The organism is Bacillus sp. PS217, from assembly GCF_037963535.1.
GTDB classification, from domain to species: domain Bacteria; phylum Bacillota; class Bacilli; order Bacillales; family Bacillaceae; genus Bacillus; species Bacillus subtilis.
Window position 1 is genome coordinate 4000073 of sequence record NZ_CP150157.1, and the last position, 12780, is coordinate 4012852.

Here is a 12780-nt window from a genome sequence, read left to right on the forward strand (position 1 = left end):
GAGTGATGACATGCCAAAGCAAATTGATACGATTCTCATCAACATCGGTCAGCTTTTGACGATGGAAAGCAGCGGCCCGCGGGCAGGCAAAAGCATGCAGGATCTTCATGTGATCGAAGACGCTGTTGTCGGCATCCATGAACAGAAAATTGTGTTCGCCGGACAAAAAGGGGCTGAAGCCGGTTACGAGGCAGACGAAATCATTGACTGTTCGGGACGCCTTGTAACGCCTGGCCTCGTTGATCCGCACACCCATCTTGTATTTGGCGGATCTCGTGAAAAGGAGATGAACCTTAAGCTTCAGGGCATTTCATATTTGGATATTCTGGCGCAGGGCGGCGGGATTCTGTCTACAGTCAAGGATACCAGGGCGGCTTCAGAAGAAGAGCTGCTGCAAAAAGCCCATTTTCATCTGCAAAGAATGCTGTCCTACGGCACAACCACAGCAGAAGTGAAAAGCGGCTACGGCTTGGAAAAAGAGACAGAGCTCAAACAGTTGCGTGTCGCAAAGACACTGCATGAAAGCCAGCCTGTTGACCTTGTTTCCACATTTATGGGAGCCCATGCGATTCCTCCCGAATATCAAAACGATCCAGATGAATTTCTGGATCAAATGCTTTCCCTTTTGCCGGAAATCAAAGAGCAGGAGCTCGCCAGCTTTGCTGATATTTTTACAGAAACAGGCGTTTTTACAGTCAGCCAATCCCGCCGTTATTTACAAAAAGCAGCTGAGGCAGGCTTCGGATTAAAAATACACGCAGATGAAATCGATCCGCTTGGAGGCGCTGAATTAGCAGGTGAGCTAAAGGCCGTCTCAGCCGACCATTTGGTAGGTGCATCGGACGAAGGCATAAAGAAATTGGCTGAGGCAGGAACGATCGCCGTCCTCTTGCCGGGCACGACATTTTATCTTGGCAAAAGCACATACGCCAGGGCTAGAGCTATGATTGATGAAGGTGTATGTGTCAGCTTGGCAACGGATTTTAATCCTGGCAGCTCGCCGACTGAAAATATCCAGCTGATCATGTCGATTGCCGCGCTTCATCTGAAAATGACTGCAGAAGAAATTTGGCATGCGGTCACAGTCAATGCCGCATATGCCATAGGGAAAGGAGAAGAAGCCGGTCAGCTCAAAGTCGGCCGCTCAGCTGATCTTGTCATTTGGCAAGCCCCGAACTATATGTATATTCCGTATCACTACGGGGTCAATCATGTACATCAAGTCATGAAAAATGGAACAATTGTTGTCAACAGGGAGGGAGCCATTCTTGGATAAGTACCCTTTTCTCAGAGAGGCCGGATCTTCGTTTAAAGACCGGGATGTCACAAAAATGAGCGACCTGATCGCAACATGGGACGGCCAGGACATTAAGGGACCGGCGTTGATAGGTGTCCCCCTATCAAAATCCTCCATCAGTCATTCAGGCGCTTCCTTTGCACCCGGAACAATACGCCAGGCTCTGAAACATTCATCAGCCTATTCTGCTGAGCTTGGAGAGCACGTCGTATCAGAGCTTCTATATGACCTGGGGGATATCGATATTCATGTCACTGATATCGTAAAGTCACATCATCACATTTTCCAAACCATGCACGCTCTGCTTTCGGATCATCCGGATTGGGTGCCGCTCATACTTGGGGGAGATAACTCTATCAGCTACTCCACAATAAAAGCGATAGCACAAACAAAAGGAACGACAGCGGTGATTCAATTTGATGCCCATCACGATGTTCGCAATACGGAGGACGGGGGGCCGACAAACGGCACCCCCTTCCGCCGCCTTTTGGATGAAGAGATCATTGAAGGTCAACATTTGATCCAGCTCGGTATCAGAGAATTCAGCAACAGCCAGGCCTATGAAGCATATGCAAAAAAACATAACGTGAACATTCACACGATGGACATGATCCAGGAAAAAGGACTAATCCCAACGATAAAAGAGATTTTGCCTGTTGTTCAAGATAAAACAGATTTCATTTTTATATCTGTTGACATGGATGTCTTAGACCAGTCCCATGCACCCGGCTGTCCAGCGATTGGCCCGGGCGGCCTCTATACAGACGAATTGCTTGAAGCAGTTAAGTACATCGCACAACAGCCCAATGTTGCCGGGATTGAAATTGTTGAAGTCGACCCTACCCTCGATTTTCGAGATATGACAAGCAGAGCTGCAGCTCATGTTCTGTTACACGCATTAAAAGGAATGAAACTCTCCCCATTCAAGTGATCTTCTGGCAGGTTGTATTTTGGGTATAAGAAACTCATCTGCCTAAGGAATGGCAGCTAAAAGGAGGGCGAGACAGTGAATCTTCAGGAGAACAGCAGCCAACAGCTAAAACGCACAATGAAAAGCAGGCACCTATTTATGATCTCATTGGGAGGCGTCATAGGCACAGGACTTTTCCTCAGTACCGGCTATACGCTACATCAAGCCGGACCCGGCGGTACGATACTCGCTTATGTAATCGGCGGGTTGATGATGTACCTCGTCATGCAATGTCTCGGCGAATTGTCGGTTGCCATGCCGGTGACCGGCTCTTTTCAAAAATATGCTACAACATTTATCGGTCCATCTACCGGTTTTATGGTCGGCATCATGTACTGGATCAATTGGGTGGTGACGGTAGGCTCTGAGTTTACCGCATCCGGTATTCTCATGCAGCGCTGGTTCCCTGACAGCAGTGTATGGATGTGGAGTGCGATTTTTGCAGCCCTTCTTTTTATATGCAACGCATTTTCAGTTAAGTTATTTGCGGAAACTGAATTTTGGTTTTCCAGCGTAAAGATTGTCACCATTATTTTATTTATCATTTTAGGAGGAGCCGCCATGTTTGGCCTGATCTCTTTAAACGGAACGGCGGATGCTCCTATGTTGTCAAACTTCACAGATCATGGCGGGTTGTTTCCAAATGGCTTTCTCGCCGTTTTTATCGCGATGATATCTGTGAGCTTCGCCTTTTCCGGTACAGAGTTAATCGGCGTTACAGCAGGAGAATCAGCAAATCCTCAAAAGGATATACCGCGATCCATCCGTAATGTCGCATGGAGAACCGTGATTTTTTTCATTGGCGCTGTCTTCATATTATCCGGGTTGATTTCGTGGAAGGACGCAGGCGTGATTGAAAGCCCGTTTGTCGCCGTATTTGCGGAGATCGGAATCCCTTACGCTGCTGATATTATGAATTTCGTGATATTAACAGCCTTGCTGTCTGTCGCCAACTCAGGCTTATATGCTTCGACCCGTATGATGTGGTCGTTAGCAAATGAAAACATGATCAGTTCCCGTTTTAAGAAAGTGACCTCTAAAGGTATTCCTTTAAATGCCTTAATGATCAGTATGGCTGTATCTTGTTTATCTCTCGTTTCCAGTATCGTGGCCCCTGGAACTGTCTATGTGGTGATGGTCGCAATTGCTGGATTTGCAGGAGTCGTGGTCTGGATGAGCATTGCCTTGTCCCAGCTCTTGTTTCGAAAGAGATTTCTGAAAAAAGGGGGGAATGTAAAAGATCTGACATTTCGCACGCCGCTTTATCCTCTTATGCCTATAGCCGCTCTTTTATTATGCTCAGCTTCTTGTATCGGTCTTGCTTTTGATCCCAATCAAAGAATCGCACTTTTCTGCGGAGTTCCTTGTATCATCCTTTGCTATCTCATCTACCATTTCAAAAGAAATGTTACAAAAGCGAAAAAAATCAGCCAAGAGGAATATCCAGCCGATCACATCCTTTAATCAAAAAAGCACACCCCACTCAGGATGGGATGTGCTTTTTTTATTCAGTAATCAACGTATGAATCAGCTTCGGCGCCTTCGCTTCCGCGGCGATGCGGATGTTGTCATAGACTTTAGCAATGACTTCATCAACGTTTTCGCGGTTGGCGTAAAGCGTCACGAGCGGTTCGCCTTTTTCTACTTTGTCCCCGACCTTTTTGCGGAGCATGATGCCGACGGCTAAATCGATTTCGTCTTCTTTTGTGGCGCGGCCGGCACCTAACAGCATCGCTGCGACGCCGATTTCGTCCGCAACGATTTCAGAGACGACACCCGCTTCTTTGGCGGGCACATCAATTTGATATGCGGCTTGCGGAAGCTTAGACGGATCGTCAACAATTGAGCTGTCGCCGCCTTGGTTTTTCAGGAAATCCTTGAATTTCTCAAGTGCTTTGCCGTTTTTCATGACTTCTTCCAGCTTCGCTCTCGCTTCGTCCAATGTATCGGCTTTTTTCGCAAGCACAACCATCTGGCTGCCGAGCGTTAAGACAAGCTCATGAAGATCCTCGGGTCCCTCGCCTTTGAGCGTGTCGATCGCTTCTTTGACTTCAAGCGCATTTCCGATCGCAAAGCCGAGCGGCTGGGACATGTCTGAAATGACAGCCATTGTTTGACGGCCGACGTTATTTCCGATGCGTACCATCGCTTTGGCAAGTTCAGCTGCGTCTTCTTCTGTTTTCATGAAGGCGCCCGCTCCCGTTTTTACGTCAAGCACGATGGCGTCCGCCCCGGCAGCGATTTTTTTGCTCATAATCGAGCTTGCAATGAGCGGAATGGAATTGACCGTTCCCGTTACATCACGAAGCGCGTACAGTTTTTTATCAGCAGGCGTTAAATTGCCGCTTTGGCCGATGACCGCAACCTTGTCGCGGTTCACAAGTTTAATAAATTCATCCTTCGTCAGTTCCACGTGGAAGCCGTCGATTGCCTCTAACTTATCAATCGTGCCGCCCGTATGGCCGAGGCCGCGGCCGGACATCTTGGCAACCGGCACATCAAGAGCCGCAACAAGCGGAGCGAGAACGAGTGTTGTCGTGTCGCCGACGCCGCCGGTGGAGTGTTTATCCACTTTAATTCCTTCAATGGCAGAAAGATCAATCGTTTCACCGGAGTTCACCATAGCCATCGTCAAGTCCGCGCGTTCACGGTCACTCATATCCTGGAAGAAAATCGCCATAGCAAGCGCGCTTGCCTGATAATCAGGAATGCTTCCGTCTGTGTAGCCGTTCACGAAAAATTGAATTTCTTCAGTGGTGAGTTCTTTTCCGTTTTGTTTTTTGATGATGATATCTACCATTCTCATATTTGGTCACCGATCCTTTTCGATTAAGTTCAGTAAATCAAGCCCACAATTGCTGCTGATAAAAAGCTGACAAGCGTAGCACCGTATAATAATTTCAAGCCGAAACGAGCGACGACATTTCCTTGCTTTTCATTCAGTCCTTTTACGGCACCGGCAATGATTCCGATTGAGGAGAAGTTCGCAAATGACACAAGGAATACCGATACGATCGCTGTTGTACGGCCGCTGAAATGGAAACCGTTTTGCGTAAGCGACGTCATGGCGACAAATTCATTCGATACCATTTTTGTTGCCATAATGCTTCCAGCATTAACAGCTTCATTCCATGGGATACCGACAAGAAAAGCGAATGGAGCAAACACATATCCAAGAATGCCTTGGAACGAAATACCGAATACTGCATTAAAAATGCCATTGATCAAGGCAATAATCGCGACAAATCCAATCAGCATCGCAGCGACGACAACCGCTACTTTGAAACCGTCAAGGATGTATTCTCCGAGCACTTCGAAGAAGGATTGTTTTTCTTCTTCCTCAACACGAAGCATATCCTCTTCTTTTGCAACCTCGTACGGATTAATAATAGAAGCAATTATGAAACCGCCAAATAAGTTCAAGACCAGCGCTGTTACAACATATTCCGGTTTCAGCATTGTCATATACGCGCCGACAATCGACATTGATACAGTTGACATCGCAGATGCACAAAGCGTGTACAAGCGCTGCTGATTTAAAAGACCGAGTTCTTTCTTCAAGGAGATAAATACTTCTGACTGCCCTAAAATCGCAGAAGCCACTGCGTTATACGATTCCAATCTTCCCATACCGTTTACCTTGCTGAGGGCAAGGCCGATATATCTAATAATAAACGGGAGGACTTTCCACTTTTGCAGAATCCCGATCAGAGCGGAAATAAACACGATTGGCAAGAGAACATTCATAAAGAATGTCGTTTGGTCCGCATTCACCAAGCCGCCAAACACAAAGTTAATTCCCTCTGCCGCGTATTCAAGCAGGTAACCGAAACCTTTTGCAAATCCTCCTACGAGGAAATTCCCTATCCCGGTATTGAGGAGAATGTAGCCAAGAATAAATTGCAAAATGAGCATAACAACAATTGGGCGGATCTTAATTCTTTTTTTGCCGCTGCTCGCGATCCACGCGAGGCCTAAAAACACGATTAAACCGATAATCCCAATCAAATACTTCATATGTGTTTCTCCTTTATTTGTATTCGCTTACAATCACTGTTTCCTCAGAAAACGGAAAGCAGTCTGCCTTCCGTCAGCTCTTAATAGTTGTCTCCGCCTGATGCATTTTCTCCTTTTACGATAGAAACGCCTGCGCTGGCGCCAATTCGGCTTGCTCCAGCCTCAACCATTGTGTCTACATCTTCTTTCGTTCTGACGCCGCCAGATGCTTTCACGCCGATATCAGGTCCTACTGTTTTGCGCATTAAGGCGATATCTTCCTTCGTTGCGCCGCCTGTAGAAAAGCCTGTTGATGTTTTTACGAAATCCGCTCCCGCAGACACCGCTAAACGGCATGCACGTTCTTTTTCTTCATCAGTCAGAAGGCACGTTTCGATAATGACTTTGACAAGCGCTTTTCCGGCTGCAGCTTCCACTACACCGCGGATATCAGCTTCCACCACATCGTCTTCCTTGTCTTTTAAAGCGGCAATATTAATGACCATATCCACTTCAGTGGCGCCTTTTGAAATCGCGTCTTTTGTTTCGAACGCTTTTGTTTCAGTTGTATTGGCACCAAGCGGGAAGCCGATGACCGTACAAACGTCGACTCCAGTTCCCTTAAGCTCTTTTGCAGCAAGCTCCACCCATGTCGGATTGACACATACTGAAGCAAATTTGTATGTTTTCGCTTCTTCAATTAATTTTAGAATTTCCGCTTTTTGTGTATGCGGTTTCAAAGCTGTATGATCAATTATGTTGGCTAATGACATCCTTCGCACACTTCCTTTTTTGTTAAGATATTTTTTAGCATAACCGACTTTTGAACATATGTAAATTGGTAATTGAAATTTTGTTCAATGAAAGGTTTGAACGTGTCACAAATCATTAACAAGCGCCCTTGCGGTATGCTGGTCAATGATTAAAACGTTGGCATATTTTCCGGTTAATGCTCCGTGAATGGAAGATACTTTTCTGCTTCCGCCAGCCACTAAAATAGAGCGTTCCTTCAGCCTGAGGTCTTCAAGCTCAACACCGATGGTCCGGTCATTGATGGCACTGCTGCAAATATTCCCTTTCGCATCAAAAAAGCGTGAACAAATATCGCCAACGGCCTGTTTTTTCAGCAGGGCTTTCTCTTCTTCGTTAAAATATCCGAGCCGGAACAACAGCGCTTCGTCACGGACAGTCCCGACCGTGAAGAGAGCGATATTCGCCTGCTTGCCCATCTCAATGATCCGTTCAATATGACGGTCTTTCTCCACCATTCGCTTCACATCCGCATTATCAAACACGACGGGAAGCGGGAGATAGCGCGGCATCGTTTGAAAAGCCTCTGCAAACAGCTGAATCGTTTCAGCCGAATACGTGTTTACCCGGGAATGGCTGATGCCGCCTTTCAGTTGGACGACCTCGACGCCTTTTACTTGCTTCGGCTGCATGTTTTGTGCGATTTGATACATGGTGGTTCCCCAGCTGACGCCGACAATGTCGCCGTCTTTTACCGTTTCATGCATATATTCTGCACCATAGCGGCTTAGGTCATGTGTAATTCCTGCATAATCGGGTGTCGGGGAAAACACAACATGCGCCTCAAGGAGCCCGTATTTCTCTTCAAGTATGGAACCGAGCGCATCCAAATCCTCAAAAGGGTCCATGACGCGAATCTGGACATACCCTTTTTCCTTTGCATATTGCAGCAGCCGGGAAACGGTTGGCCTTGAAATGTTGAGCTGCTCAGCAATTTGCTGCTGACTGTAGTCAGACTGATAGTAAAGCCTTGCCGCTTCTATGCTTAATTGTTGTTTTTCCCGATCCATTCTGCACCTCCCTGTGGATCAGTCCTGATAAAACTGCTTTTGATTTGCTTTTATTATACAGGCTGGCGCCAACTTTCATCCACCTGATTTCTAAGAAACTGAAAAACGCTCTGGGCGCGGACCTGCCCAGAGCTTACTTCTCCCAGGTCATATGCTGATAAATGCCTTTCATAATGGCGTACATTCCATATAGGATCAGGCCTAATGCCAATATAGACAGAATCAATTTGCCATGCGGCTGCTGCGCGAGTTCGGCGAGCGCGCCGTCAAAGCCTCTTGTGTCGTCGGGATCAGCGGTCATGGCTGTCTTGATGAGAAAGTAGCCGATAGCAGAGAAAATAATGGCCCGGGCGATATTGCCTGCGCGTCCGGTGTTTTTCGTGATGCATATCATTTGTTTGTTCATTTTTGACGTATCAAATTCTTTCATAAAAGCAGCCCGAACGCCTTTCATAAATTGAACAATCGCAAATACGATAAAACCCGCACCCGTAAGCCCTGTGAGCCATTGGCCGAATGGCTGCTCCAATACATAAGCGGACCACGTCTGTTCTGAAGTGCCGCCGTCCCCTTGGCCAAACACAAATCGCAAGGCATTCCAAGCGATGGATGTATAAACGGCGGCACTGAAAAAGTTTCCTATTCTCCGTGACAGGCCTCGCCTGCTGTTTCCGTGCCCCTCCGTGTCCTTGATTGCGCTTAACACCATCCAGATCACATAGCCGATAAGGCCAATACCTATTAAAAAAAGCAATAGTGACCCATACGGCATGCATGATAGCGTTTGGAGCGCTCCGCTCGAATCTTTCGCGCGGCCTGCCCCGGCAGTCGTCATAAAGGCCAAAACCCCAAGCAGAATAAAAACGCCGCCGAATGCAAAATAACCAAGCCTCCCGAATCGTTTGATCCAAGGCTTGGTTTCCTGTTTTATTTTTGACATGTACCGGTCTTTCACCGCCATGTGTCCAACCCTCTTTCACAGAAATCTTTACTGTAACATTCCCGATTGGACAAAGTTGAAACAGCTTCTGCCTCAGCTATGGCCGGCTGAGATACGTTTTTGCTGATTAGCTGATTGTGCAGGTGTCATCCAAGCAGCCGCTGCGGCAGCTGTGACTCCGCCTGCTAATTTCCCAATGATCATGGCCGCCGCCATTTCTTTTTTCATTCCAGCCACAAAACCGAGATGGCTGCCGAGTACAAAGGCGCCGCTGACCGCAAACGCGACATTGATGACCTTTCCTCTCGGCGTCATATTCTTTAATGAAGCCAGCATCGGGATATGATGCGCCAAAGAGGTCACTAATCCTGCTGTTGCTGTCTCATCTAAATGAAGGTGTTTCCCCAGGGCCTGAAGCGGTTTTTTAAAGGTTTTTGTAATAAAAGCCGTCATTGGAAACGCCCCTGCCAAGGCAATGGCGATGATCCCTGTCGTTTGTATCCCTGTCTCGACATTCTCCATTCCCGGAATCAGCACAATGCCGGTCATCGTTTCAACTGAAACAGCTGCAAGCCCGATAATCGCAACCACACTGACCGCTTTCCCGAAGAGATGAAACAACTGAATCATTCTGTCGGTGTATCGCCATAACCCAAAAGCGATCACAGCAGATAACAGACTCGGGATCAGAAGATTTTTACCTATCATGCCGATGTCAAAGCCTGCGCATAATCCGCCGATTAAGCAACCGATCGGCACTGTGCACAGCCCGATTAATATGCCTTTCGCAAAATACGGATGATCCTCTTTTTCGATGATGCCAAGAGCGACGGGAATCGTGAAGACGATTGCCGGTCCCATCATTGTTCCTAAAAACACCCATGAAAACAGCCCGGCCTGCGGATCTTTCGCCATTTCTCCAGCCAGCGCATATCCTCCCATATCAATCGCCAAAATGGTGTTCGCAAAGGAAGAAGGGTCCGCGCCAATCGCCGTGTAAAACGGAGCAACAATGGGAATCAGGATTGCTGCCAGCACGGGCGCCAGCGACACAATTCCGATCATGGACAGCGCCAGCGGCCCCATAGCCTTAAAGCCGGCCGCAAACCGCTCGCCTAGCCCCCATCTGTTTCCCAAACAATAATCCGCCGCTCCCCATAGTAAAAAGGCAGCCAAAATGAATACAACCGCGTCATTCACCGTCATGGTTTTCTCCTTTTTCAAACGTATGATTGGTTTTATCATATCATCTGAAATCACCGAATAGAGTTGATCTTATTCAATATGAGCTAAAAATTCTTTTATATCGGCTTTTTCAACGGCTGTTATGATGCTCCGCGCTTTTTCTTGCGGGACCGTTAATGTCAATTTTTCTTTTATGTCTTCTTCAGACAGCTCATTTCCTGGCGCCCCTTTTGGGCAGTCCACACGCGCTTCGCAAATCCGGCCGTCTGATAAATAGGCCCGGACAATCGTGAAACGGCCTTTTGGAACGGCATGAGGAGCCGGCTGAATAGCATTGTCATATACGCGCTGAATATGCCCTATTGTCGTTTGAATGCCGTTTGGGATCGGCTGGCTGTTGAAATGTTCAACGGTCAGGTCGTGTCCATGCAAAGCAAGAGCAATCACATATTCAACGCTGAAACGGCCTTCCTCTCCAGTTTTTGGAGATCTTTCCGTCAATGCAGCATCTCCGCCTGGCGGAAAGATCACTTCAATACGTTCGGTATTGGCAGCAGAAATGGTTTCTTCGGAGATAAGCTGCCGTATCGCATCTGCAGCATGGTGTGCCGCGGAACAAAATGGATAGATTTTAAACCATAGACCTGGCTGCACAATTCTCCACGGTGCCCCCCAATCGTTTAGCAAAGTATGTTGTGGTTTTTCAACGTCACCGTACAGACTGAAGAAACCAGTTTCTCCATCAAATGCCGTGCGGGACCCGCCAAATTCTGATTGTGCCAGCTTAACGGCCAGCAAGCCAGCCTGAGCCGCCAAACCGGCGTGCAGCGGTTTCATTTCTGTTCCAAATTGCACCCTCATCCCAGCAGATTGCGTAGCCGCAAAACCAATTGCTTTTTCCAACTCTTCCTGAGTCAGCTCCTCAGCATAACCTACGGCGCAGGCAGCAGCGATGGCACCAAGCGTTCCTGTATTATGCCAGCCCTTTTCATAGTGGCGGCTGCCAATTGATTCTCCCAGCCGTGCCATCACTTCAACACCAACAACATAAGCGCCAAGAAGCCGCTCGTTATGTCCGCGAGCGGCAGATGCAATAAGGGCCGGTACGATGACTGCACTGGGGTGTCCTCTTACATCGGAGTGGACATCATCAAAATCCAATGCATGAGCGATAAATCCATTGAGCATCGCGGATTGTAATGGCGCGGCCTTTTTGCCCTGTCCGATAATAGGAACAAGAGGCAGGCCTCCTTCATCCTCTATCAGCCGGAGCAGCTTTTGAATTCCTTTATCTTCTCTTCCTGCGAATGAAGCGGCAGTAAAATCAAGTAATCCCTTTTTTGCTTCGTGAATCGCGTCAACTGAATGCTCAGGTTGTGACGTTCTCACAGCCGCTGCAAGACCTGCTGTCAGCCCTTGTTTGCTCATTTGATGGTCTCCATTACAATAACCGCCAGCTCCGCAAAGTATTGAGAGGCAACCGTAAGGGCATCTTCATCCAGTGTAAAGGCCGGATGATGCCACTCCTCCGTCCCGTTCGTTCCCATCCAGACAAAAAATCCCGGAATCTTCTCTTGATACAGAGCGAAGTCTTCTCCGCCCGGAGACTGCTCAGCGTGAACGGTTTGATAGCCAAGCCGTGCCGCAGCTTCGGATGCCGCATTCAAAAATGTGCCGTCATTCTGAACGGAAGGCAAATAAGGAAACCACTTGAATTCTGCTTGTGCCCCATAGCCCGCTGCAATTCCTTCAGCCACTCGTCTCATATGCTCCGGAACAGCCTGCCTCGCTTCTTTTTGAAAGGTTCGAACCGTCCCCTCCATTTCAGCTTGGTCTGGAATTACGTTCCACGAGGTGCCCGCCTGTACTCTTGTGATACTGACGACTACGTTTTGCAGTGAGCTGATATTGCGGCTGACCACAGATTGCAGCCCGCTGATGATTTGTCCGGCTGCAGCGATTGGATCAATACTGTTATTTGGGATGCCGGCGTGCCCGCCTTTCCCTTTGATGACGATCTCAAATCGGTCAACACTTGCCATGAGCGGACCTTCCTTTACACCAATGGTCCCGACAGGCAGATCCGGCTTATTGTGCATGCCGAAAATCGCAGAAACGTCATCAAGTACGCCAGCTTCTATGACCTTTCTTGCTCCTGCTGCAATTTCTTCGGCCGGCTGAAAGATAAAGCGGACTGTACCTTTCAGCTCGGCCCTTCTTTGATTCAGCAAAATCGCTGTGCCAATAATAGAAGCAGTATGAAAATCGTGTCCGCACGCATGCATTGTGCCATCAACTTTAGATGCAAATGGAAGATTCGTCTGTTCTTGGATCGGGAGCGCGTCAATGTCCGCTCGTATTGCTATCACGGGGCCGTCTTCCCGTCCTTTAATTTCTGCAATCACGCCAGTCTCCAATTGAGGAACATCAAGTATTTCGATTTGCTCCTCCTCAAGCCAGCGGCGGATTTTTTTCGTCGTTTCAATCTCTTGAAATGACAGTTCAGGATGTTCATGAAGATCACGCCGCATATTGATTAAACGGGTATGAAACGTTTTGTCGGCCATTGTTC

At 47.8% G+C, this 12780-nt stretch carries 11 protein-coding genes; 3 read left to right on the top strand and 8 right to left on the bottom strand.

What is annotated here, in order from left to right; all coding sequences use genetic code 11:
* The first annotated feature begins 10 nt into the window (after positions 1 to 10).
* The 3 genes from hutI (at position 11) to NSQ83_RS20675 (ending at position 3731) form a co-directional block, all read left to right on the top strand.
* Positions 11 to 1276 (top strand): imidazolonepropionase, encoded by a 1266-nt coding sequence (gene hutI / locus NSQ83_RS20665; protein ID WP_080529980.1) that lies wholly within the window; start codon positions 11 to 13, stop codon positions 1274 to 1276.
* Positions 1269 to 2228, top strand: a complete 960-nt coding sequence (gene hutG, locus NSQ83_RS20670) for a formimidoylglutamase (protein ID WP_160245444.1) — start codon at positions 1269 to 1271, stop codon at positions 2226 to 2228. The genes hutI and hutG overlap by 8 nt, the downstream gene beginning before the upstream one ends.
* 75 nt (positions 2229 to 2303) lie before the next feature.
* The gene (locus NSQ83_RS20675; protein ID WP_032725050.1) at positions 2304 to 3731 is read left to right on the top strand and encodes an amino acid permease; all 1428 of its coding nucleotides are present in this window, start codon (positions 2304 to 2306) and stop codon (positions 3729 to 3731) included.
* Between the two features lie 40 nt (positions 3732 to 3771).
* On the opposite strand, the gene NSQ83_RS20680 is transcribed toward NSQ83_RS20675, so the two are convergent.
* The 8 genes from NSQ83_RS20680 to sndB all read right to left on the bottom strand — a co-directional run bounded on the left by NSQ83_RS20680 (position 3772) and on the right by sndB (position 12775).
* Positions 3772 to 5073: a pyrimidine-nucleoside phosphorylase gene (locus NSQ83_RS20680; RefSeq protein ID WP_003227132.1), complete on the bottom strand. Its 1302-nt coding sequence runs from the start codon at positions 5071 to 5073 to the stop codon at positions 3772 to 3774.
* 29 nt (positions 5074 to 5102) lie between these two features.
* On the bottom strand, positions 5103 to 6284 hold the full coding sequence (gene nupC, locus NSQ83_RS20685; RefSeq protein ID WP_003244143.1) for a nucleoside permease NupC: 1182 nt from the start codon (positions 6282 to 6284) through the stop codon (positions 5103 to 5105).
* Between the two features lie 80 nt (positions 6285 to 6364).
* Positions 6365 to 7036: a deoxyribose-phosphate aldolase gene (gene deoC, locus NSQ83_RS20690; protein WP_015385091.1), complete on the bottom strand. Its 672-nt coding sequence runs from the start codon at positions 7034 to 7036 to the stop codon at positions 6365 to 6367.
* A 105-nt stretch (positions 7037 to 7141) separates the two neighbouring features.
* Positions 7142 to 8083: a DNA-binding transcriptional repressor DeoR gene (gene deoR, locus NSQ83_RS20695; protein WP_014478458.1), complete on the bottom strand. Its 942-nt coding sequence runs from the start codon at positions 8081 to 8083 to the stop codon at positions 7142 to 7144.
* Positions 8084 to 8216: 133 nt separating this feature from the next.
* Positions 8217 to 9044 (bottom strand): DUF1206 domain-containing protein, encoded by an 828-nt coding sequence (locus NSQ83_RS20700; RefSeq protein WP_088467455.1) that lies wholly within the window; start codon positions 9042 to 9044, stop codon positions 8217 to 8219.
* 72 nt (positions 9045 to 9116) lie between these two features.
* Complete coding sequence (gene eutH / locus NSQ83_RS20705) at positions 9117 to 10229, bottom strand: ethanolamine utilization protein EutH (RefSeq protein ID WP_088467456.1); 1113 nt, start codon at positions 10227 to 10229, stop codon at positions 9117 to 9119.
* A gap of 69 nt (positions 10230 to 10298) precedes the next feature.
* Complete coding sequence (locus tag NSQ83_RS20710; RefSeq protein ID WP_172480846.1) at positions 10299 to 11636, bottom strand: MmgE/PrpD family protein; 1338 nt, start codon at positions 11634 to 11636, stop codon at positions 10299 to 10301.
* Positions 11633 to 12775 (bottom strand): N-acetyl-sulfur-metabolite deacetylase SndB, encoded by a 1143-nt coding sequence (sndB, locus tag NSQ83_RS20715; RefSeq protein WP_088467458.1) that lies wholly within the window; start codon positions 12773 to 12775, stop codon positions 11633 to 11635. Before sndB ends, NSQ83_RS20710 begins: the two co-directional genes overlap by 4 nt.
* Positions 12776 to 12780: the final 5 nt, after the last annotated feature.

What these genes read in the sequence shown, in the direction of transcription:
- deoR (WP_014478458.1), bottom strand. Translation starts at nt 8,083, where the DNA reads ATGGATCGGGAAAAACAACAATTAAGCATAGAAGCGGCAAGGCTTTAC.
- NSQ83_RS20710 (WP_172480846.1), bottom strand. Translation starts at nt 11,636, where the DNA reads ATGAGCAAACAAGGGCTGACAGCAGGTCTTGCAGCGGCTGTGAGAACG.
- sndB (WP_088467458.1), bottom strand. Translation starts at nt 12,775, where the DNA reads ATGGCCGACAAAACGTTTCATACCCGTTTAATCAATATGCGGCGTGAT.
- nupC (WP_003244143.1), bottom strand. Translation starts at nt 6,284, where the DNA reads ATGAAGTATTTGATTGGGATTATCGGTTTAATCGTGTTTTTAGGCCTC.
- hutI (WP_080529980.1), top strand. Translation starts at nt 11, where the DNA reads ATGCCAAAGCAAATTGATACGATTCTCATCAACATCGGTCAGCTTTTG.
- deoC (WP_015385091.1), bottom strand. Translation starts at nt 7,036, where the DNA reads ATGTCATTAGCCAACATAATTGATCATACAGCTTTGAAACCGCATACA.
- eutH (WP_088467456.1), bottom strand. Translation starts at nt 10,229, where the DNA reads ATGACGGTGAATGACGCGGTTGTATTCATTTTGGCTGCCTTTTTACTA.
- NSQ83_RS20700 (WP_088467455.1), bottom strand. Translation starts at nt 9,044, where the DNA reads ATGGCGGTGAAAGACCGGTACATGTCAAAAATAAAACAGGAAACCAAG.
- NSQ83_RS20680 (WP_003227132.1), bottom strand. Translation starts at nt 5,073, where the DNA reads ATGAGAATGGTAGATATCATCATCAAAAAACAAAACGGAAAAGAACTC.